Raw genomic sequence first — 22192 nt, 5'->3', positions numbered from 1 at the left:
GCCCCTCCTTTCGGTCGGCCCCCGCGCGGGGGGCGGGGCGGGGTCGGACGGGCACGGCGGCGGCGGGCGGATCCCGCCCCGCCGGACGGATCTCAGGCGTCGGGCGGGGTCCGGGTCGAGGCGGCCGCGGCGAGGGCGTCGATGCCCTCGGGGCGCAGCACCTGGTAGTGGTCGGCGGGCAGGTCGATGACGACCGGCGGGGCGGCGGAGTACCCCGACCGGCCCTCGATGAAGGAGTAGTCGTCACCGGCGGCCCGGATGATGGTCACCGGTGCGCTCAGGCACCGCTCGGCCATCTCGTGGAAGGTGTAGTCGAACTCGTAGGTCTCCTCGACGATCCGGGTGATCCGCCCGACCGTCCCCGGGTCCAGCTCCGGGAACCGGCCGACCACGAACTCCACGAAGGTGGCCTCGTCCCGGGCCGCGGCCAGGCACGCGTCGAGGTCCGGCCCGTGGCCGATGGCGCCCGCGAACACCGAGTAGAGGATGGTCACGTAGCCGGGGTTGGCGTAGGAGGACTCGCGCGGGTACGGCCGCCCCCGGGCGTCCCGCAGCTTCGGGTTGCCCGGGCAGATCAGCAGCAGGTCGGCGACCCGCTGCCCGGACCGTTCGAGCTGCCAGGCGCTCTCGAAGGCCACCCGGGCCCCGAAGGAGTAGCCCCACAGCGTGTAGGGGCCGTCGGGCTGGAGCCGCCGGATCTCCGCCACGTCCGCGGCGGCCATCTCCCCGATGGTCCGGTACGGCGCCTCGCCCGCGTTGATGCCCGCCGCCTGGACCCCGTAGAACGGGCCCCGGGTACGGGCCTCGCGGGCCAGCAGCCGCAGGTTCATCGGATAGCCGCCGAGCCCGGGCCAGCAGAAGACCGGCGAGCCCGGGCCCTGCGCGTACCGGCCGTTCGACGGGCCGCTGTCGTGCAACAGCACCAGCCGGGAGGCCGGTTCGGGATCGGCGTCGGCGATCCGGTCGGCGAGGTCCGCCAGTCGGGGGTGGCCGAAGAGGGTCTGCATGGGCAGCGAGATCCCGAACTCCCGGTTGACCCACCGGGTGAGGGTCATCGCGATCAGCGAGTTGCCGCCGGACGCGAAGAAGCTGTCCGTCATCGACACGCCGTCCGCGTCCCGGTACTTGAGCGCCTTGCCCCAGGCCCCGGCGAGCAGCCGTTCGGTCCGGGTCCGGGGCGCTACCGGAGCGCCGGAACCCCGTGCGGGGGCGGTGAGTTCGGGACGGGCGGAGAGGGCCGCGTAGTCGATCTTCCCGTTGGCGGTGAGCGGCAGCGCGTCCAGCACCAGGACCCGGTTGGGGATCATGTAGTCGGGCAGCAGCCGGGCCAGGTCGTCCCGGATCATCTCCGTCGGGCCCCGCATGTGGACGGAGTCCTCGCGCATCCCGGTGGAGGAGACCTGCTCCTCGCTGACCTTCCCGCCGAGGAAGAAGTACGACGGACCCGGGGGGATGCCCGCGTCGGCCAGGACCGCGTCGATCCGCTGGGCGGAGGGCAGGGGATGGCCCGACCGGGAGGAGTAGCCGGACGACATCAGCCCGAGGCGCAGGCCGTTGCGCTGGAGCCGGTGCAGGGTGCGGCCCAGACCCACGTAGGCGAGCCGCTCGTCCCCGATCCGGCTGACGGCGCTGACGCCGAAGCTCGCGGCCTCGTACACGCCCTGGTTGATGGCGATGACGTGCCGTTTCTCGACGGTCTCGGTGGCCACGGGGGTGAACTCCGTCCCGTCGAGCCGGTAGAGGCCGCCCGGCAGGTCGAGGACCCGGCCCGGGTGCGCCTGGACGAAGAGGTCCACCGGGTCCGGCTGCGTCGGGCGGTCGCCCGGGACCAGCTCGAAGCTCCCGACGAAGTGGTCCTCGTCGGCCGCCTCCAGGGCGGACTTCACCGCCGCCCCGCCGTGCGCAGCGGGCGCGACCGCCAGCCCGTACTCCGGGAGCACCTCGTCGAACACGCCCAGCATGTGCCCGGTCTCGAACTCCAGCACCTCCTCGATGTTGGTGCTGTACACCGGCTCGATGGCGGCCCTGCGCCCCAGGAAGTGCACCCGGAGGGTGCCGCGGCCGGCCGCCGCGCCCCCCGCCGGAGCGTCGCCGATCCGGACGAGGGTGTGGTCGACGGGGTGGAAGTAGTGGATCCCCGGTGCGAGTCCCGCGACGCCCCCACCGGTCTCCAGGTACATCTGCACGGCGTAGAGCGCGCCGGGGGAGGCGTAGGCGTACTTCGGAAGCAGCCGCTCACCGCTGCCGAAGGGCCCGAACCAGCGCAGCAGCGCGCCGAGCTGCTCCGGCGTGAGGTCCGCGGCCGAGCGCGCGGGACCGCGGTCCCGCACCGGCCCGCTTCCGTGCTCGTGCCCCCGCTCGCGGTCGGCCTCGGTGGGGGAGCCGAGCAGTTCGCGCAGGTCGGCGCGGGTGACCTTGCCGCCCTCGTAGAAGCGGTAGGTCTTGCGGGCGAAGGCGGCCTGCCGCTGGCTGCCCGTCGCCTCGTGGCCGGGCAGCAGGGCCACCGGGCGCCCCGCGAGGGCCGCGGCGGGACGCAGGCCCGGGTTGGAGAGCTGGGCCTTGACCTGGAGCTTGCTCGCCTTGGACTGGTGGTGCGCGCCGTGCGCGCCCTGGTCCATCAAGGAGGCCTCGCGCGGGTTGAGTTCGACGAGCGCGATGAGCTGCTGGAAGCCGGTGCGCGGATCGTCGGTGACCACCGCGGCGGCCCGCCGGACCCAGTCGTGCTCCTCGATCGCCGAGGTGATCTCCTCCAACTCGACGCGGTAGCCGCGCAGTTTGACCTGGGTGTCGACGCGCCCGTGGAAGCGGATCGTGCCGTCCTCGTTCCACGAGGCGAGGTCACCGGTGCGGTAGAGCCGCATCTCCGGCAGGAAGGGGGCGGTGAGGAAGCGCTCCCGGGTCTGCTCGGGCAGGTTCAGGTAGCCCCGGGCCAGCTGCACCCCGCCGATGTACAGCTCGCCCTTCGTGTCGGCGCCGACCACCGGGGACAGGTCCCCGTCGAGGACGAAGCACCGGGTGCGCTCCACCGGTACGCCGATGGGGACGATCGCCGAGGCGTCCTGTCCGGCGAGGGCCGCGGGATCGACCGTGTGGGCGGTGGCGTTGATGGTGCACTCGGTGGGCCCGTACAGATTGACCAGTCGGGTGTCCGGCAGCTGCGCGGCGAAGGCGCGGGCCAGCTTCACCGTCAGCGCCTCACCGCCCGAGAACACCCGTCGCAAGGAGGTGCAGGAGGTCAGGCGTTCGGTGTCCAGGAGCGCCTGGAGCAGGGTGGGCACGCACTGGAGGGTGGTCACCCCCTGCGCCGTGATCGTGTCGACCAGGTCCTCCGGGTCCCGGTAGCAGCCGGGCGCCCCCATGACGACCCGGCCGCCCGCCGCCGGGGCGAGGATCTCCCACTGCGCGGCGTCGAAGCTCATGGGCGTCTTCTGGAGCACGGTGGTGTCGGGGCCGAGGTGGCCCTGGTCCAGCAGCCAGCCCAACTGGGAGACGATGCTGTGCTGCTCGATCAGCACGCCCTTGGGGCGACCCGTCGAGCCGGAGGTGTAGATGACGTACGCGAGGTCGCCCGGGCGTGCGGCCGGCCGCTTACCGGGGCGCCGGCCCGTGCGCTCCGGTTCGCCGGAGGCCCGGGGCGGTTCGCCGCCCAGGGCCAGGACGGTGGTCCCGATCGGCGCCAACTCCCGCACCTTTGAGACGAGATGGCGCTGGGTCACGACGATCTCCATGGCGGAGTCCTCGATCATGTAGCGCAGCCGGTCCTCGGGGTAGTCCGGCGACAGCGGCAGGTACGCCGCGCCGGAGTCGAGGATGCCCCACGCCGCGGTCATCAGGTCGAGGGAGGGCTCCGCGTACAGGCCCACCGGGGCGTCCGCGCGCGCCCCCGCCCGGCGCAGTCGACGCCCCAACAGGGCTGCCGCCGAGCCCAGTTCGGCGTAGGTCAGCTGGTGATCGGCGCAGCTGACGGCCACCGCGTCGGGCCGGACCCGGACCTGCTCGGCGAGCAGGTCGGTGAGGACGGTCGAAGGGGCGGCCCACGCGCTGATCGGATCCGCTCGTTCGCTGATCTGCTGTGCGGTCATCTGGCCACTCCGGACGGGCGGGACGCGGCGGGCGCCGGAGGTCCGGTGGACACGGGGGGAGCTTCGACGGGTGACGGCAGGGGCGCCTTGCGGCGCCCGCCGCGCGGCTGGGCGACCACGACCGCCGCGACGACCGCGACCGCACCGGCCAGTTGGAGCGGCCGCAGGGTCTGGCCCAGCACCAGGTAGCCGAGCGCGGTCGCGGCGAGGGGGGAGATGAAGCCGAGGAAGGAGACGGCGAGCGCGGGCAGCCGCTCCACCCCGCGGAACCAGACGGCGTAGGCCAGCAGCGCACCGACGAAGCCGAGGTAGCCGAAGCCGGCGAGGTTCCTCCCGGTGATCGTGTCCGGCAGACCCTCGCCGAGCAGGGCGATGGGGGCGAGGACCAGCCCGCCGACGGTCAGCTGCCAGCCCGTGAAGGTGAGCAGGCCGACCCCCTCGGGGCGGCCCCAGCGCTTGGTGAGCACGATGCCGCAGGCCATGCTGACCGCGGCCAGCAGGCCGGCCGTCACGCCGGTGGCGTTGAGCCCGGCGTTCGGTTGGAGCACGAGCAGCCCGACCCCGGTGGCGCCCAGGGCGCAGGCCACCAGGTGCACGGCCTTGATCCGGTCCCCCAGCAGGAGGGCCGAGAGGACCAGTACGAACATCGGCTGCACCGAACCCACCAGCGCGGCGACCCCGCCGGGCAGGTGGTAGGCGGCCAGGAAGAGCAGGGTGAAGAACGCGCCGATGTTCAGCACGCCGAGGACCAGCGCGCGGGCCCACCAGATCCCGCGCGGCAGCGTGCGCCCGATCAGCAGCAGGATCAACCCGGCGGGCAGCGCCCGGACCGTGGCCGCGAGCAACGGGCGGTCCGCGGGCAGGAACTCGGTCGTCACCAGGTACGTGGACCCCCACACGGCGGGGGCGAGGGCGGTGACGGCGGAGTCCGCCGCGACCCGGTGGCCGCTCACCGCGCGGCCACGGCCGAGTCGGTGGTGCCGAAGAAGCGGTCCCCGAAGTCCCCGATGCCGGGGATCATGAAGGCGTTGGGGTTCAGGCACTCCTCGATGGACGAGGTGATGATGGTGACGGCCGGGTGCTCGCGGTGGACGGCGGCGATCCCCTCGGGCGCGGCGAGGAAGTCGACGAGGACGATGTTCTCCTCGCGCACCCCGGCGTCCGTCAGCACCCCGATCGCGGCGTTCGCACTGCCGCCGGTGGCCAGCATCGGCTCCAGCAGCAGGACGTGCCGCTCGGCTATGTCGTCGGGCAGGTTCCAGTACTGCAGGTGCGGTTGCTTGGTGATCTTGTCCCGCTGGATGAGGATCTTGCCGATCCGGATGCCGGGGATGAACTCCCGCAGCGCCTCGGCCATCGAGTCCCCCGCCCGGATCACCGGGACGGCGCACAGCTTCCCGGTGAACTTGAGCCCGTGGTAGGTCTCGCCGACCGGCGTGATCACCTCGTGCTTGTCGAAGGGCAGCAGGTCCAGGGCCGATTCGAGCAGTAATCGGATCACGCGGCGGGAGTACAGGACGAAGTCGGCGCGGGTGGCGCCACGGTCCCGGATGACCGTGTGCAGGGCCCGCAGCTGGTTGGTCTGGGGGAGTTCGTGGACTTTCGGGGTCGTCGACATGGGTCCTGCTCTTCGTCGGTGAGGGACGCGGACGGAAACAGAGCAAACACTCTGTGACTTGGTGTCCGCAAGGGTCCCGCTTCCGCACGCCTGACCGAATTCCGCTGTGTGTGCCCCCGCCACCGACGGCCCGCGACGCCCGCGCCCGCACCCCTCATCGACCCGACCAGCACCTCCGCCCGCCGCCCGCCTCCGGCCGCCCTCGCCCCCGGCGCTCTCTTCCTTGGCCGGATCCGGTCGCGAGGAGAGCGGCCCGGGCCGCTCCCGGCGGCCGTCAGCGCGCGGTCAGGGCGTACGCGTCGAGGGGCGGGTTGGCCCGGGGCCGGGCGAGCGCGTCGAGGGTGTCCAGGGTGGGCCGCAGGGCGCGGGCGACCGCCGAGTCCGGGGCGAGGGCGGCGTACATGTCCCGACAGATGGCGATCTCCCAGTCCGCGTCCTGGAGGCCGGTGGTCTCCACGCGCTGCTCCGCCACGGTCCGCCAACCCGCGGGGCCGAGCAGGGCGCGCAGCGCGTCGCGGGACATCGGCGTCTGCACATTGGCCCCCTCGCCGTGCCCGTACGCGGCCGCCTGGCCCTGGGCCAATACGGCGAGCAGGTGCGGGATCCGGTCGGCCGAGCGCGGGGTGAGGTCCCATTCGGCGAAGCAGAGCCCACGGGCCCACGAGCGCACCCGGGCCAGGGTGTCGGCCAGCTGCCCGGTCGAGCCGAAGTACCAGGAGCAGTGCGCCAGCACCACGTGGTCGAAGGAGCCGTCCGCGATGCCCGCCGTCGCCTCCTCGTCCAGCACGTCGAAACCGAAGCGGAAGTCGATGCGCGGGCCGAGCGGCCCGGCCGCGAGCCGGGCGGCGGAGTCGCCGACGGTCACCGGCGCGCCGTAGGAGGGCTCGGCGACGTCGACGGCGAGCACGTGGCCGTGCGGCCCCACGGCGTCCGCGAGCACGGCGGTCATGTCGCCCTGCCCGCACCCGATCTCCAGCACCCGCGCGCCGGGCGCGATGTCCCAGTGCCGCACCAGCTCCGCCCGGTGCCGGGTCTGCACCTCCTGGACCGCGCGGTCCCGGTCGGCGGCGGCCATCGCGGCGGTGAGTTCGGCGATGCGGTCGGGCGGGGTGTCGGGCACGTGGTCCTCGGATCCTGGGGTGTGGGGCCCGTACGCGGTGCGACGTATCACGCACGGACGCTCGGACGCATGGAGCGTTCGGAGCGCCGGCGCGGGGCCGTCATGACCCCATCACGTCCGCCGCGCGGCCGCACCGGAATTTCCGGCGGCCGGGATTCCGCTCCATGCGAGGGCGAGCGCGGTGAAGGCGCGGGCCGCCGCGCTCTCGTACGCGCTCTCCCGACGCAGCAGCACTACGGTGCGCACGGGCAGGGCGGGGGCGAGGTCCACGGGGTGCAGGCCGGGCCGGTCGCGGGCCAGGGCGTCGGGCAGCACGGTGGCCAGGGGGGTGCGCCGGACGATCTCGGTGAGGGCGCTCAGCGAGTTCGCCTCCACCGCGATCCGGGGCGCGACGTGCTGCGCGGCGAAGTAGCCGTCGATGTGCGAGCGCGTCGCGAACTCACCGCTCAGCAGGGCGAGATCGCACCGCGCGAGATCGGCGGCCGGCAGCGGCGCGGTGCGCCCGGCGAGCGGGTGGGAGTCGCCCACGACGAGGCCGAGGCTCTCGGTGAAGAGCTCCGTGGCCCCGATGCCCGCGAGGTGCGGCCCGACGAAGGCGATCGCGAGGTCGAGCTCGTCGGCGAGCAGCCCGGACTCCAGCTGGGCCTGCGTCATCTCCTTGACGTCGAGGTCGATCCCGGGGTGCTGCCGGTGCAGTCGCGCCGCCAACGGGCCCAGCAGGTACGCGGTGAAGGTCGGGGTCATCGCGAGCCGCAGGGTGCCCCGGGAGAGGTCCGCCACGTCGAGCACGGCCCGCTCGGCCGCGGCCAGGTCCCGCAGGGCGCGCCGGGCGTAGTGCAGGTAGGCCGCCCCGGCGTCGGTGGCCCGCACGCTGCGCCCGCTGCGGTCCAGGAGCTGGACGCCCACGGTCCGCTCCAGCTGTCTGATCTGCTGCGACAGCGTCGGCTGGGAGACCCGCAGCTCTTCGGCGGCGCGGGTGAAGCTGCCCTGCTCGGCGACGGCGAGCAGATAGCGGAGGTGACGCAGTTCCGGGGCCATGGAGCCCAGGATAGACCGAGGTATAGATACAACCAATATCGATCATGCCCAATACGACTTGGACACTATAGGTCCAGGTCATGCATGGTGGAACTCGTCAGCCCGTCACCACCGACGGAGGCCGACACACACCGAAAGGAGTGGCCATGCACGATCTCGCAGCGGGTGTCGCGCACTTCCAGCAGGACGTCTTCCCCACGAAGGCCGGGCTCTTCGCACGCCTGGCGACCACCCACCGGCCGCACACGCTGTTCATCGGATGCTCCGACGCCCGCGTCGTGCCCGAGCTGATCACCCAGCAGGAGCCGGGGGAGCTGTTCGTCATCCGGACCGCCGGGAACCTGGTGCCCGCCTACGCCCCCGGGGACGAGGGCGTCGGGGCCAGCATCGAGTACGCCGTCACCGCCCTGGGCGTGAGCTCCGTCGTGGTCTGCGGACACTCCGCCTGCGGCGCCATGACGGCGCTCGCCGAGGGCCACGACCTGACCGATCTGCCCGCCGTCGCACGCTGGCTGCGCCATGCCGACGCGTCGTTGGCCCGTAGCGCCCGTAGCGCCCGTAGCGCCCGTGGTGCCGGCGGTGCCGGCACGGATGCGGCCGCGGACCGGGTCGGCGCCCTGATCCGGGACAACGTCAGCGCCCAACTGGCCAACCTGGCCACCCACCCGTCGGTGGCCCGCGCCCTGGCGGCGGGCACCCTCGCGCTGCACGGCTGGGTCTACGACATCCCCACCGGAACCGTCGAGGACTTCGCCCCCGCGGCCTGACCTCTCCCCCTGCCCCGACCCCCACCCCTACCGAAGGAAGAAGCCCCCATGCTGCACGCCCAGTTCGACCCCTCCGCCCGGCAGGCCCTCGCGATCACGGCCGTCGACGCCAAGACCCGCAAGGACCTGTCCTGGCAGGAGATCGCCGACGTGACCGGCCTCTCGGTCGCCTTCGTCACCGCCGCTCTGCTCGGCCAGCACCCGCTGCCGGCCGACGCGGCCGTCGCCGTCGCGGGGCTGCTCGACCTGGACGCCGACGCCGTGCGCCTGCTCCAGACCGTCCCGACCCGCGGTTCGATCCCGGGCGGCATCCCGACCGACCCGACCATCTACCGGTTCCACGAGATGCTCCAGGTGTACGGAACCACCCTCAAGGCGCTGGTGCACGAGCAGTTCGGTGACGGCATCATCAGTGCGATCAACTTCCGGCTCGACGTCAAGAAGGTCGCCGACCCGGACGGCGGCGAGCGCGCCGTCATCACCCTCGACGGCAAGTACCTCCCCACCAAGCCCTTCTAGTCCACATCGGGCCGCACCCGCCCATCGGCGGGTACGGCCCGTGCGCGTCAGCAGGTCAGCAGGTCAGCAGGTCAGCAGGTCAGTCGGTCGCCCGGGGTGACGCCCAGGATCTGCGTGAAGGAGCGGTACTTGTCCACGCGGCTCTGGACCTGCGCCGGGTTGCCCCCGTTGCACTCCAGCGAGCCGTTGATGGACCGGATCGTCTCGCCGAAGCCCGCGCCGTTGACCATGGCGGTGTGGGCGGTCATCGTGCCCGGGCCGTTCTGGGTGTTCCAGTACCAAAGGGCGGTCTTCATGGCCACCGCCGGGTCCTGCTCGACCAGGTACGGGTTCGCGAGCAGGTTGATGCCCAGGGCGTCGCCGGCCGCCTTGTAGTTGAAGTTCCAGCTCAGCTGGATGGGACCGCGGCCGTAGTAGGCGGCCTGTCCGGCCGGACAGCCGTAGGGCTGGGACGCGTCGCAGTAGTGCGGGTAGTTGGCCGTGTTCTGCTCGACGATGTACACCAGCCCGCCCGTCTCGTGGGCGACGTTGGCCAGGAAGGCGGCGGCCTCGCGACGCTGGGTGGTGGCGTCACCGGTGTGCGTGAAGCCCGGGTAGGCCGACAGTGCGGCGACCAGGCCGTTGTACGTGTAGAACGGGTTCCGGTTCGGGAACATCTGGTTGAACTGGGCCGCGGAGACCACGAATCCGGACGGGTCGGGATCGGGGTCCGGGTCCTGACCGCCGCCACAGGCGCCCTGGTCGGACCAGACGCCCCACTGGCCGGTGGTTCCGGGGGTCTCGCCCTGCGTCCACCACTTGGCCTGCCAGTTGTGGCCGCCGTACGAGGTGGCCATCCCGTTCGTGTACACGGCGGAGGAGGCCCACGGACCCGCGCACGCGGCGGCCGCGGCGGCGGGGGCGGGGGTGGCGGGCAGGGCGATGGCGAGGGCGGCGGTCACGGCCGCGGCGGAAGCGAGGGCGAGGGCGCGGCGGCGTAGCGCACGGATCACGGAACTGCTCCTTGGGTGGGGGGAATTGCCGTGGGGGGCAACTACCGCCACTCAAGCGAAGCTGGTCTGGACCTGTCAAGGTCTAGACCAGCTTCGGCATATGTGCGCCCGCCGCGCCGACTACCCGCCCGCCACCGGCACACCGGCCGTCACCGGCCAGCTGCCACCGAGGGCGAGGGCCGTGCCCACCAGCCCGATGTGACTGAACGCCTGCGGGAAGTTGCCGAGTTGGCGCCCGCCCACCGGGTCGTACTCCTCGGCCAGCAGCCCCACGTCGTTGCGCAGTTCCAGCAGCCGCTCGAAGAGTTCGCGCGCCTCCTTCTCCCGCCCCGTCATCAGCAGGGCGTCGGCCAGCCAGAACGAGCAGGCCAGGAAGGTCCCCTCGGCCCCCGGCAGCCCGTCCACGGTCGGTCCCTCCGTCGAGTAGCGCCGCACGAGCCCGCCGTGGCCCAGCTCGCGACGGACCGCGTCCACCGTGCCGATGACCCGCGGATCGTCCGGCGGCAGGAACCCGACCCGCGGGATCAGCAGGGTCGCCGCATCCAGCTCGGTGGAGCCGTAGGACTGGGTGAAGGTGCCCCGCACCGGATCGAAGCCCTTCTCGCACACGTCGCGGTGGACCTCGTCGCGCATCGTGCGCCAGCGCTCGATGTTGCCATCGATCTCCGGGTTCGCCTCCAGGGTGCGCACCGCCCGGTCGGCGGCCACCCACGCCATCACCTTGGAGTGCACGAAGTGCCGGCGCGGACCGCGCACCTCCCACAGGCCCTCGTCGGGCCGGTGCCAGTTGTCCGCCACGAAGCGCAGCAGCGCCACGTTGATCTGCCAGGCGTGCGGCTCCGCGGGCAGCCCCGCGGTGCGGGCCAGGTAGAGGGAGTCGATGACCTCCCCGTACACGTCGAGCTGGAGCTGGTCGACCGCCGCGTTGCCGACCCGCACCGGCGCGGACGACTCGTACCCGGCCAGCCACGGCAGGTCCGTCTCCGGGATCCGGCGCTCGCCCGCGATCCCGTACATGATCTGGAGGTCGGCCGGATCGCCCGCGACCGCCCGCAGCAGCCACTCGCGCCAGGCCCGCGCCTCGTCGAGGAAGCCGGTCTGGAGCAGCGACCCGAGGGTGAGGGTCGAGTCGCGCAGCCAGCAGTAGCGGTAGTCCCAGTTGCGCACGCCGCCGATCTCCTCCGGCAGGGAGGTGGTGGGCGCGGCGACGATCCCGCCGGTGGGCGCGTAGGTCAGGGCCTTGAGCGTGATCAGCGAGCGCATGACGGCCTCGCGGTAGGGGCCGTCGTACAGGCACTGCTCGGACCAGGCCCGCCAGTCCTCCAGGCTCTGCTCCAGCGCCTCGTACGGGTCGATGAGGTCGGGGCGCGGTTCGTGCGAGGCGTGCCAGGTCAGCACGAAGGCCACCCGTTCGCCGGCCTCGACGGTGAACTCCGAGCGGGTGCTCTTGTCCTCGCCCCAGGTCTCCACGGGCGGCTCGCTGCGCAGCCACGTCGAGTCGGGTCCGGCCACCGCGACCCGGTGGCCGTCGCTGCGCCGCACCCAGGGCACGACGGCGCCGTAGTCGAAGCGCAGCCGGATCGTGGCCGCCATGGGCACCGCGCCGGAGAGCCCCTCGACGATGCGCACGACATCGGGGGCGACATCGCGCTGCGGCATGAAGTCGGTGACCTTGACGGTGCCCTCGTCGGTCTCCCAGATCGATTCGAGCACGAGCGAGTCGCCCACGTAGCCCCGGCGGGTGCATCCGGTCCCGGCCGGTGCGACGGCCGGTGCGATCCGCCAGTGGCCGTTCTCCTCGTCCCCCAGGAGCGCCGCGAAGCAGGCGCCCGAGTCGAAGCGGGGCAGGCACAGCCAGTCGATGGATCCGTCCCTGCCGACCAGGGCCGTGGTCATCAGGTCGCCGATCAGCGCGTAGTCCTCGATGCGTTGGTTCACGCGATTCGTGTTCCCCCGTGATCAACGGGCTAAGCGGGCCGACCGGGGGTGAGATCTCGGTACCCCGCAGCCGGGACGTCCGTCGGTCAGCGGGTGCCCAGGGTGATCCAGCGGGCGGTGCTCGGGACGCCCCGGGCGTTCAGCAGGAAGAGCATGTAGTGGCCGGGAGGGGCGTCGGCGGCGCCGGGGGGCGTGCGCAGGCGGATCGTGTCGCCCCGGACCTCGCCGATGCGCAGTTCGAGGTGGCGCTGGCTGGTGTTCACGGAGTGGGTGACGGTCGTGGGGGCGAGGAGCACCGCGCGCCGGACCTCGCCGGGCGTGCCGGTGCCCACCGGGAACTCCGTGTCGTAGCCGAGGTTCCCGGCCGGCACCCGGTCGAGCGCGGGCCGTGCGCCCCGGTGCAGGTAGGCGGGCTCGTAGAGCTCGATGCTGCCGTCCATGCCGTCGCGGACGTCCGGGTCGTTGGCGATCTGCTGGAGTTCGTCGCCGGTGACCATGACCCGGCCGTCCGGCAGCACCAGGGCGTTGGAGTGGTAGCCGCGGGGGAGTCGCTGGGCCGGCCCGAGCCGCCAGCGGCCGTCCGCCCCGCGGGTCTCGATCTGCCGGTACTTGAGGTCCGCCTCCGGGTTGAAGGGCCCGTGGCCGTAGTCCCGGGTGTCCAGGGCTCCGTTGACGGTGAGGAGGGTGGCGTCGGGCAGGATCAGCGTGTCGTCCTGGGTCCGGCCGAAGGCCCGCGGCTCCTCGGTGGTCCACGCGCCGCCCGCGAGCCGGTAGGTGTTCGGGTCGTGCGGGTCGCCGCCGAGCACGAGGACCGAGTCGGGGCCGCGGAAGCCGGCGGGCAGCGGTACGGCCGAGCCGTAGCCGCGGAAGTCGGCGGGCCGCCGGGCCAGGTCGGCGCGGGTCTCCTTCACCGGGTCGAAGAGCCACTGCTGGTCGGCGTCGCGCCCGAGCCCGTAGATCATGCCGTCCCGCAGCGAGAAGAGGTGCGGGTAGTCGTTGCGGAAGGGCGCGTCCGCCCGGAACCGCTCCACCGGCAGGCCGGTGGGGATGTCGTACGTGCGCCACGGCACGGGACGCGAGCGCGCGGGGAAGCGCTCCACGACGGGGGTGGGCGTGCCCGTGCCGCGCTCCGACTGACCGGACATGACGAGCTGACGGCCGTCCGCGCCCGTCACCACCGAGGGGTACCAGCGCCCCACGGACATGTCGCGGTTGCGGAACCAGGTCTCGGTCCACGGGTCGAAGACGAAGGACAGCTTGGCGCCGGTGCCGCCCTTGCCGCCCACGTTGCCGCCGAACACGGCGACCATGCCGTTGGGCAGGAAGGCGTGCCCGGCGCAGAAGAACGGGGCGGGCCGGGGCGCGTAGGTGCCGTCGGGCATCAGGACGGTCGGCGGCTCGACCTTCTTGAAGGCACGGGCTCCGGTGCCCTTGGCCGGGTCCCAGAGGTAGGCGCGACCGGCGTTCGTCCGGCCGATCCGGTCGGTGGGGCCGGTCTCCTTGGTGGGGTCGGTGCCGACGCGCTCGAAGGAGAAGAGGAGCACCTTGCCCGTCGGCAACTGCGCGACGTGGACCCCGAAGTCGGGGGAGGGGAAGTAGTCGGTGAACCGGCCGGACGCGGCGGCGTCGAAGGAGGCGTTGGCCGTCCGCTGGGAGGTGCGCAGCGCCTCCAGGCTCGCGGTGCGCTTGGCCTGCGGGTACTCGGCGGCGCCGGTGCTCCCGACGGCGAGGCGCCGGCGGGCGTGCTCCCGGGCGTGGTCCTCGCCGAGCAGGGCGGCCTCACCGGGGTCCGGTACCGGCCCGGACCGGGCGGGGTCCGCCGCGCCGTCGTCGTGCCGGTGGGCGACGGCCGGCGGGGTCGCGGCGCCCCGGGGAGCGGCCGTGGCGGGGCCATGGGCCGTCGCCGTGGCGGCCAGGGCGGCGACGGCGGACAGGGCGACGAGGCCCGCGCGGGCCGCGCGGGCCGACCGGGCGGCGGAACGCGCAGTGGTGGAGGCGGTGGTGGACGAGGCGGCGGACGAGGCGGCGGGCGAGGCGGAGGAGCGTGCGGCGGACCGGTGTGCGCGGGGCATGGGGCTCCTGGACGCGAGAGGGGAGGGGAGGGGAGGGGACGCCACCGGGTGATCTCCCGCACCCTCGGCCGAGTCGCCGCCCATAGTAGGAGAAAAGGGGCGTCCGGCTGGACGTGCCGCGCGCGGCACGGGGGTTGGGCCGTCCAGCCCTTGGGACGGCGGTCTCGATCGCGCCGAGTCCCGGGCCGATCGCGCCAATACCGCCCGGTAGCCGGTCCGGTACGGCGGACCACGGTTTAGCGTCCCGCCATGCATTCGAACAGACGGACGTCCGCCCTGGTCACACCCGCCCCGGTGATACCCGCCCCGGTCATACCCGCCCCCGCCCCGCCGAGCCGCCGTGCCCTGCTGCGCACCGCCGTGGCCGGAACGGCCGCCGCCGGATCCGTCCTCGCCCTGGGCTCCGCCTTCCCCGCGACCGCCGCCCCCGCGACCGGGGACCGCTCCGAGGCCGGGCCCCGCCCCGCCACCCCGCAGGAGGCGCTGCGTCGCCTGGCGGCCGGCAACCGGCGCTGGTCCGCGCAGCGTCAGGAGCATCCGCACGAGACGCCCTCCGTACGGCTCCAGCTGGTCGCGGGCCAGCATCCGTTCGCCGTGGTCCTCGGCTGCGTGGACTCCCGGGTCCCGCCGGAACTGGTCTTCGACCAGGGCCTCGGCGACCTGCTGACCGTGCGCTCGGCGGGCGAGGTGCTGGACGAGGCGGTGCTCGGGAGCATCGCCTACGGGGTGCTCGAACTGGACGTCCCGCTGGTGCTGGTGCTGGGGCACCAGTCGTGCGGGGCCGTCGGCGCCGCCGTGCACGCCGACGAGAGCGGTGAGCCGCTGCCCGCGCACGTCCAGTACCTGGCCGACCAGATCCGACCCGCCATCGACCGCACCCGGGAGGGCGCCGCCCGCGTCGACGCGACCATCGACGCGCAGGCCCGGCGCACCCGGCAGCGGTTGGCGGCGGAACCCGACCTGGCCCGGCGCGTGGCCACCGGGAGGCTGGCCGTGGTCGCGGCCCGCTACGAGCTGCGCGACCAGCGGGTGCGCACCCTCTCCTGAGCCGCGCCGTCCGGCGCCGCGGCGGATCGCCCCCGGCGTCGGGCGTGTCGCCCGGATGGGTGTGGACGGGGCCGCCCGGCACGACAAGCCGATGGGGTGCTCGTAGCGTCGTGAGCGTCAGGGCCACTCGGCCCGACACGGTGAACTCTCCTGATGAGAGGCCATGTCGATGCAGTCGGACGCGCCGATATCGAGCCTGCTGCGGGTCCACCGCGGCACCGCCGAACCCGAGGAGCTGGCCGCGATCGCGGTCGTGGTGGCCTGCCTCGTGGGCCGCGCCTCGCACGCCGCCGGCGAAGCCCGGGGCCCCGCCCGGCCCGCCCGGGCACCCCGTCACCGGCATCAGGCGCCGCGTGCCCACGGATGCTGGGCGGGGTGCTGGGCCTGCGGTTGACCCGCAGGCCCGTGGACCGCTCCCGTGGACCGGTCCACGGACCCCTCCCGCCTCAGCCGGTGCGGAGCACCTTCGAGAGCACGTCGAGCAGGACCGCCTCCGGAGCGCCGGACTCCGGTGCCCCCGCGCCGCCGTCCGTGCGCCAGGCCACGAACCCGTCGGGGCGGACCAGTACGGCGCCCCCGGCGGGCAGCTCGTGCACCTCGGTCCAGTCGGCGTCGTCCGCCTGCACCAGGTCGGCCCCCGACCCGGCGGACCCGACCGTGTAGGCGTCCAGGCGCGCGCCGCTGCGCCGGGCCACCTGCCCGGCGGCCGCCGCCCACGGGGTGCCCGGGGAGGTCAGCAGCACGAAGGACCGCTCGTACAGGTCCAGCGTGGAGAGGCGCTGCCCGGCCCGGGTCACCCACATGTGCGGGGCCCGCGTGCCGACGTCGCCCTTCAGGCGCAGACCCTCGGGGATGACCGGACGGTCCTGGTCGCCGCCGACGACCGCGCCGACCGGGTAGCAGTACCCCATGGCCGTGGGCAGCACCCCGCTCCTGGGGCCGCCGCCGCCCATCGTGGGGGGCGGCGCGTAGCCCGGGTGGCTGTGCTCGGCCGAACGCGCCGACGCCCGCTCGCTGGTGGCCCTGGCCACCGGGAGCCGTTCGGCCTCGTAGGTGTCCAGCAGGTCGATGCCGGCCGAACCGTCGAGCACCGCCGCGATCTTCCACGCCAGGTTGTGGGCGTCCTGGATGCCGGTGTTGGAGCCGAAGGCGCCCGTCGGGCACATCTCGTGGGCGGCGTCCCCGGCCAGGAACACCCGTCCGGAGGAGTACCGCACCGCCACCCGTTCGGCCGCGTGCCAGGGCGCCTTCCCGCCGATCGCGACGTCCAGGTCCGGGACGCCGATCGCCTCGCGGATCTGGCGCACGCACCGCTCGTCGGTGAAGTCCTCCAGGGTCTCGCCCTGGTCCGGGTGCCACGGGGCGTGGAACACCCACAGCGTGTCGTTGTCCACCGGCAGCAGCGCACCGTCGGCGCCCGGGCGGATCAGGTAGCAGACGATGAAGCGCAGGTCGCCCAGCACCTCGGTCAGCCGCTCGGACCGGAAGGTGATGCTGACGTTGTGGAACAGCTCGCCGCCACCCGTCTGGGGGATCCGCAGGGCCTCCCGGACGGGGCTGCGCGGGCCGTCCGCCGCGATCAGGAAGTCGGCGCGCACCCGGATGTGCTCGCCGGTCTCCCGGTCCTTCACCAGGGCGTCCACGCCGTTCTCGTCCTGGTCGAAGCTCATCAGCTCGGTGGAGAACCGCACGTCGGCGCCCTGCGCCCGGCTCTGCGCGGCGAGTTCGGGCTCGATGTTGTTCTGGCTGCACAGGCACCAGCCGGTGGGGCTGAAGCGGGCCAGCGCCCCGCCCGGGTCGACCTCCTTGACCAGCCAGTTGTGCTGGTCGCCGGTGAGCGATTCCGTCTGCAGGATGCCGTTGTTGCCCGCCAGGGCGGCCGCGGCCCGCCGGATGGCGGGTTCCGCGCCGGCCGTGCGGAACAGCTCCATGGTCCGGGCGTTGATCCCGCGTCCGCGCGGGTGCTCGGACGTACCGGCGTGCTTCTCGACGAGCAGGTGCCTGATCCCGTGGCGGCTCAGGAACAGCGAGGTGGACAGGCCCACGAGGGAGCCGCCCACGACGAGGACCGGTACGCGGACATCGGGGTTCTCTTCCATCGGCAAGGGGCTCCTGATTTCTGTGCGGATCCTGCGGATCGTGCGGGGGAGTGAACTCCTTTATGCCCCCGATCGGTCACAGAGCCCGGGCGATTCGCCGCTTGTCACCCGCTTGATTGTGAGTTGTGGCGATTCGTCCCGGTCCGGATGACCATGAGGGACAGCGGACCCCCCCGCATCGGAAACGCGTTGGCGCGTTGGCCCGCACGCCCTCACGAAGGAGTGAGTAGATGACCCACACCCTGGCCGAACGGGTGTCACAGTCCGCCTTCGACGGCTCGATGCTCCGGGTCGTCCTGCTGATGGACCTCCACGAAGGCACCCAACAGCGGTTCTTCGAGGCGTACGAGCAGCTCCGGCACGACATCGCGTCCGTCCCGGGCCACCTCGGCGACCAGTTGTGCCAGTCCTTCGAGAACCCCTCCCAATGGCTCATCACCAGCGAGTGGGAGAGCGCGCCGCAGTACCTCGCCTGGGTCAACAGCGAGGAGCACGCCGAACAGGTCCGCCCCCTGGGCGCCTGCGCCCGCGCCATGCGACCGCTGAAGTTCACGGTCCTGCGCGAGACCGGCAAGCGCTACGACGCCCCCGCGGCCCCCGAGGTCCGGGCCCGGCTCCAGCCCGCGCCCCGGCTCGGCGCCGGCATCGTCCGCCACGGCCTCACCTTCACGGTCAAGCCGGGCAGCGAGGCGGCCGTGGCGGAGATCCTCTCCTCCTACGCCTCCCCGGCCGCCCGCGTCGACGACCACACGCGGCTGTGCCGCACCTCCCTCTTCATGCACGGCAACCGGGTGGTGCGTACGGTCGAGGTCCAGGGCGACCTCATGGCGGCGCTGCGCCACGTGTCCGAACAGCCCGAGGTCCGTGCCGTGGAAGAGGCCCTGAACCCCTACCTGGAACAGGACCGGGACCTGGCCGACCCCGAATCGGCCCGGATGTTCTTCATGCGCGCCGGGCTCCCCGCGGTCCACCACATCGCCGCCCGCGACGGGGAGGCCGGCCCGGCCGAGGTCCACCGGCACGCCGTGCTCTACCCCGCCAAGCCGGGCTGCGGGCCCGCCCTGGCCCGGTTCCTCTCCCAACAGGACGAGGCCGCGGCCCGGCGCCCCGGCGGATCGGTGCGCAGCAGCAGCATCTTCCAGCGCGACGACGTCGTGGTCCGCCTCCTGGACGTGAGCGGACCGCCCGAAGCCCGCCCCGCGGCGGCCGTCGGCATCGAAGGGCCGCGCAAGGCGGCGGTCCTCGCCCGGCTGCTCGCGGGCCCGGCCGGCCACTTCCCGGCCACGCCCCACCCCATGAAGCTGATCACGGACCGGCACGCACCCGCGCGGTCCTGATCCGGCCGGGGCGCCGCCCGCGCCAGGCCGACCCCGCACCACCCCCGGCTCCACCTCCCCGCTCCCCCCGCCTCACCCGCTCCACGGCTCCACCCCACCCGCCCCCAGCGACGACAGCCTCGTGCAGGCTCCGTCTCCGCCCGGAGGAAGTCCGCCATGACCAGAGAACGCCCACGCATCGTCGACCTCAGCCAGACGCAGCCCAACACCCGGCGCGGAGGAGATCTGCGAGCCGTGCTCACACCGACCTCGGTGGGCTGCACCAGCGGTTTCATGGGCCTGGCCGTGATGGCCCCCGGTGAATCCATCGCCGAGCACTACCACCCGTACTCCGAGGAGTTCGTGTACGTGGTCGCCGGGCACCTGGAGGTCGACCTCGACGGCGAGGCCCACCCGCTGCGCACCGACCAGGGGCTCCTCGTCCCCCTCAACGTGCGCCACCGCTTCCGCAACGTCGGCGACACCGAGGCCCGGATGGTCTTCCACCTCGGCCCGCTCGCCCCGCGGCCGGAGCTGGGCCACGTCGACACCGAGGAATCCCCGCACGCGGCGGCGCACGCGTCGGCCCATACGACGGCAGTCGAATGGGATCGTCCGCCGGACCGCACGGGAGTGGTGTCGTGACCCGCCGCCGGGTGGCCGTCACCGGAGTCGGCGTCGTCGCGCCCGGCGGCATCGGCACGGCCGCCTTCTGGGACCTGCTGTCCCACGGTCGCACGGCGACCCGGGGCATCACCCTCTTCGACCCGGCCGGTTTCCGCTCCCGGATCGCCGCGGAGGTGGACTTCGACCCCGCCGCGCACGGCCTGGACGAGGACACGGCGGCCCGGGCGGACCGGTACATCCAGTTCGCCCTGGTCGCCGCCCGGGAGGCGGTGGCCGACGCGGGCCTCGACCTGAGCGCCGACGACAGCTGGCGCACCGGGGTCTCCCTGGGCACCGCCGTCGGCGGCACCACCCGCCTGGAGCACGACTACGTCGCCGTGAGCCAGAAGGGCGAGTGGTGGGACGTGGACCAGCGCCTCGCCTCGCCCTTCCTGCACCGCGCGTTCACCCCCGCCACCCTGGCCTCGGCGGTGGCGGAGCAGACGGGCGCGCGGGGCCCGGTCCAGACCGTGTCCACCGGCTGCACGTCCGGACTCGACGCGATCGGGTACGCCGTCCACTCCATCCAGGAGGGTCGGATGGACGTGTGCATCGCCGGCGCCTCCGACTCACCCGTGTCCCCCATCACGGTCGCCTGCTTCGACGCCATCAAGGCGACCTCGCCGAACAACGACGACCCGGCCCACGCCTCCCGGCCCTTCGACGCGCACCGCGACGGATTCGTGCTCGGCGAGGGCGGCGCCGTCCTCGTCCTGGAGGAGCTGGAACACGCCCGGGCCCGCGGCGCCACCGTCTACTGCGAGATCGGCGGGTACGCCACCTTCGGCAACGCCCACCACATGACGGGGCTCACCACGGAGGGCCTGGAAATGGCCCGCGCCATCGAAACCGCCCTGGCCCAGGCGCAGATCGCCGCGAGCGGGATCGACTACGTCAACGCGCACGGCTCCGGCACCAAGCAGAACGACCGGCACGAGACGGCAGCGGTCAAACGGGTCCTCGGCGAGCACGCCTACAAGACCCCGATGAGCTCCATCAAATCCATGGTCGGGCACTCGCTCGGCGCCATCGGAGCCATCGAACTCGCCGCCTGCGTCCTGGCGCTCCGCAACCAGGTGGTGCCCCCGACCGCCAACTACGAGACCCCCGACCCCGAATGCGACCTGGACTACGTCCCGCGCACCGCCCGTGAACACCCGCTGCGCAGCGTGCTCTCCGTCGGCAGCGGATTCGGTGGGTTCCAGTCCGCCGTGGTCATGTCGCAGCCGAAGGAGGTGCGCGTGTGAACGCCCGTGGGAATGAGCAGGGGAACGCCCGTACCGGCGCCGCCCGTCGGCCGTCCGGCCCCCCGGCGGTCGTCATCACCGGCATCGGGCCCGTCGCCCCCAACGGGATCGGCGCCGACGCCTTCTGGAAGGCCACCCAGGCGGGAGACCCGGTCATCGGCCGGATCACCCGACAGGGCTGCGAGCACCTTTCGCTGCGCGTCGCGGGCGAGGTCCGCGGCTTCGACCCGGCCACGCTCGTCGAGGAGCGGTTCCTCGTCCAGACCGACCGGTTCAGCCACCACGCCCTCGCCGCGGCCGATCTGGCCCTGGAACACGCCCGGCTCGGCCGCGCGGACTACGAGGACGACCCGTACGCGGTGGGCGTGGTCACCGCCGCGGGATCCGGCGGCGGCGAGTTCGGACAGCGCGAGCTGCAACGCCTGTGGGGACGCGGACCCCGCTACGTCGGCCCGTACCAGTCCATCGCCTGGTTCTACGCGGCGAGCACCGGCCAGGTCTCCATCCGGCGCGGGTTCAAGGGCCCCTGCGGGGTACTGGCCAGCGACGAGGCCGGCGGGCTCGACGCCTTCGCGCACGCGGCCAGGGCCATCCGGCAGGGCAGCCGCGCCATGCTGGTCGGGGCGACGGAAGCACCGCTCGCGCCGTACTCGGTGGTGTGCCAGCTCGGTTACCCGGGGCTGAGCGTCAGCGACGACCCCGAACGGGCCTACCGGCCCTTCACCGAGAAGGCCTGCGGCTTCGTCCCGGCCGAGGGCGGCGCCATGTTCGTCGTCGAGGCCGCGGACGCCGCCGCGGAGCGCGGTGCGCCCGTACGGGCCACCCTCGCCGGACACGCGGCGACCTTCACCGGACCCGGCCGCTGGGCGGAGTCCGCCGAGGGCCTCGCCCACGCGATCCGGGGCGCGCTGCGGGAGGCCGACTGCGCCCCGGAGGAGATCGACGTCGTCCTCGCGGACGCCCTCGGCACGCCGGAGGCCGACGCGGCCGAGGTCCGGGCCCTGCACGAGGCCCTCGGCGCGCACGGTCGGACCGTACCGGTCACCGCGCCCAAGAGCGGTATCGGGCGCGCCTATTGCGCGGCCGGCACCTTGGACGTGGCCGCCGCCGTCCTGGCGCTGGAACACGGCATCATCCCGCCCACCCCGAACGTCTTCGACGTGTGTCACGACCTGGACGTGGTCACCGGTGGCGCCCGCTCCGCGGAGCTGCGCACCGCCCTCGTGCTGAGCCGGGGCCTGATGGGCTCCAACTCGGCGCTCGTCGTCCGCGGGCAGCACCCGTAACGGGCCGTTGCCCGCATCGGCAGCACCCACCGGCACGTGGCCGCGGCCGTGGCCTCAGTCGAAGCCGTAGCCGTAGCTGTAGCCGCAGCCGCAGCCGCAGTCGCAGTCGCAGAAAGAAAGGCACCCACCATGTCCGACCGACTCACCATGGAAGAACTCGCGGGCCTGATGAAGGCCGCCGGAATCACCGTCGACCCCGCCGAGATGGCGAGCCGGCCGGACGCCGTGTTCGACGACTACGGCCTCGACTCGCTGGGACTCCTCGGCGTCGTCGGCGAGCTGGAGAACCGGCGGGGCCGCGCGCTCCCCACCGACGCGGACCGCTGCAAGAGCCCCGCGGAATTCCTCGACCTGGTCAACAACAGCCTGATGACGGGAGCCTGAC

At 73.5% G+C, this 22192-nt stretch carries 18 protein-coding genes; 9 read left to right on the top strand and 9 right to left on the bottom strand.

Translation table 11 applies throughout. The features are described 5' to 3' along the window. Window positions 1-92 precede the first annotated feature (92 nt). The 5 genes from ACIQWR_RS10760 to cynR form a co-directional block, all read right to left on the bottom strand. A complete protein-coding gene (locus tag ACIQWR_RS10760) occupies window positions 93-4082 on the bottom strand; it encodes an amino acid adenylation domain-containing protein (RefSeq protein WP_404006650.1) in 3990 nt (1329 codons plus the stop codon). Beyond that, window positions 4079-5035, bottom strand: coding sequence for an EamA family transporter (locus ACIQWR_RS10755; protein WP_404006648.1), 957 nt, complete (start codon window positions 5033-5035; stop codon window positions 4079-4081). Before ACIQWR_RS10755 ends, ACIQWR_RS10760 begins: the two co-directional genes overlap by 4 nt. Further along, window positions 5032-5700: a uracil phosphoribosyltransferase gene (gene upp, locus ACIQWR_RS10750; RefSeq protein ID WP_404006646.1), complete on the bottom strand. Its 669-nt coding sequence runs from the start codon at window positions 5698-5700 to the stop codon at window positions 5032-5034. Before upp ends, ACIQWR_RS10755 begins: the two co-directional genes overlap by 4 nt. A gap of 274 nt (window positions 5701-5974) precedes the next feature. Then, the gene (locus ACIQWR_RS10745) at window positions 5975-6820 is read right to left on the bottom strand and encodes a methyltransferase domain-containing protein (protein ID WP_404006644.1); all 846 of its coding nucleotides are present in this window, start codon (window positions 6818-6820) and stop codon (window positions 5975-5977) included. 111 nt (window positions 6821-6931) lie between these two features. Beyond that, a complete protein-coding gene (gene cynR / locus ACIQWR_RS10740; protein ID WP_404006642.1) occupies window positions 6932-7858 on the bottom strand; it encodes a transcriptional regulator CynR in 927 nt (308 codons plus the stop codon). Between the two features lie 146 nt (window positions 7859-8004). On the opposite strand from cynR, the gene ACIQWR_RS10735 reads away from it, so the two are divergent. Together ACIQWR_RS10735 and cynS are read left to right on the top strand one after the other, a co-directional pair. Beyond that, window positions 8005-8625, top strand: a complete 621-nt coding sequence (locus ACIQWR_RS10735) for a carbonic anhydrase (RefSeq protein ID WP_404006640.1) — start codon at window positions 8005-8007, stop codon at window positions 8623-8625. Between the two features lie 48 nt (window positions 8626-8673). Then, window positions 8674-9144: a cyanase gene (gene cynS / locus ACIQWR_RS10730; RefSeq protein WP_399257253.1), complete on the top strand. Its 471-nt coding sequence runs from the start codon at window positions 8674-8676 to the stop codon at window positions 9142-9144. A gap of 71 nt (window positions 9145-9215) precedes the next feature. Here cynS and ACIQWR_RS10725 read toward each other — a convergent pair whose 3' ends face one another. From ACIQWR_RS10725 to ACIQWR_RS10715, 3 genes are all read right to left on the bottom strand, one after another. After that, on the bottom strand, window positions 9216-10136 hold the full coding sequence (locus tag ACIQWR_RS10725; protein WP_404006638.1) for a glycoside hydrolase family 19 protein: 921 nt from the start codon (window positions 10134-10136) through the stop codon (window positions 9216-9218). A gap of 120 nt (window positions 10137-10256) precedes the next feature. Then, on the bottom strand, window positions 10257-12074 hold the full coding sequence (locus ACIQWR_RS10720) for a glycoside hydrolase family 15 protein (protein ID WP_404006636.1): 1818 nt from the start codon (window positions 12072-12074) through the stop codon (window positions 10257-10259). A gap of 86 nt (window positions 12075-12160) precedes the next feature. Further along, a complete protein-coding gene (locus ACIQWR_RS10715; RefSeq protein WP_404006634.1) occupies window positions 12161-14146 on the bottom strand; it encodes a galactose oxidase-like domain-containing protein in 1986 nt (661 codons plus the stop codon). 249 nt (window positions 14147-14395) lie between these two features. Between ACIQWR_RS10715 and ACIQWR_RS10710 the strand changes: the two genes are divergently transcribed. After that, window positions 14396-15193, top strand: coding sequence for a carbonic anhydrase (locus ACIQWR_RS10710; RefSeq protein WP_404006632.1), 798 nt, complete (start codon window positions 14396-14398; stop codon window positions 15191-15193). A gap of 163 nt (window positions 15194-15356) precedes the next feature. Beyond that, window positions 15357-15587: an acyl-CoA carboxylase subunit epsilon gene (locus ACIQWR_RS10705; protein WP_404006630.1), complete on the top strand. Its 231-nt coding sequence runs from the start codon at window positions 15357-15359 to the stop codon at window positions 15585-15587. A 52-nt stretch (window positions 15588-15639) separates the two neighbouring features. On the opposite strand, the gene ACIQWR_RS10700 is transcribed toward ACIQWR_RS10705, so the two are convergent. Then, window positions 15640-17292 (bottom strand): FAD-dependent oxidoreductase, encoded by a 1653-nt coding sequence (locus ACIQWR_RS10700; RefSeq protein ID WP_404006628.1) that lies wholly within the window; start codon window positions 17290-17292, stop codon window positions 15640-15642. A gap of 230 nt (window positions 17293-17522) precedes the next feature. Here ACIQWR_RS10700 and ACIQWR_RS10695 point away from each other — a divergent pair, with 230 nt between their 5' ends. From ACIQWR_RS10695 to ACIQWR_RS10675, 5 genes are all read left to right on the top strand, one after another. Next, a complete protein-coding gene (locus ACIQWR_RS10695) occupies window positions 17523-18629 on the top strand; it encodes a SchA/CurD-like domain-containing protein (protein ID WP_404006626.1) in 1107 nt (368 codons plus the stop codon). Between the two features lie 156 nt (window positions 18630-18785). After that, the gene (locus ACIQWR_RS10690; protein WP_404006625.1) at window positions 18786-19253 is read left to right on the top strand and encodes a cupin domain-containing protein; all 468 of its coding nucleotides are present in this window, start codon (window positions 18786-18788) and stop codon (window positions 19251-19253) included. Next, window positions 19250-20521 (top strand): beta-ketoacyl-[acyl-carrier-protein] synthase family protein, encoded by a 1272-nt coding sequence (locus tag ACIQWR_RS10685; protein WP_404006624.1) that lies wholly within the window; start codon window positions 19250-19252, stop codon window positions 20519-20521. Before ACIQWR_RS10690 ends, ACIQWR_RS10685 begins: the two co-directional genes overlap by 4 nt. A 74-nt stretch (window positions 20522-20595) precedes the next feature. Next, on the top strand, window positions 20596-21807 hold the full coding sequence (locus tag ACIQWR_RS10680; protein WP_404007475.1) for a beta-ketoacyl synthase N-terminal-like domain-containing protein: 1212 nt from the start codon (window positions 20596-20598) through the stop codon (window positions 21805-21807). A 129-nt stretch (window positions 21808-21936) separates the two neighbouring features. Further along, entirely contained in the window at window positions 21937-22191 is a 255-nt protein-coding gene (locus ACIQWR_RS10675; protein WP_399257276.1) for an acyl carrier protein, read from the top strand. The last annotated feature ends 1 nt before the right edge of the window (window position 22192 follow it).

It is taken from the genome of Streptomyces sp. NPDC098789 (genome assembly GCF_044759975.1).
Classification (GTDB): Bacteria; Actinomycetota; Actinomycetes; order Streptomycetales; family Streptomycetaceae; genus Streptomyces.
This window is presented reverse-complemented; position numbering and strand designations above follow the sequence as displayed.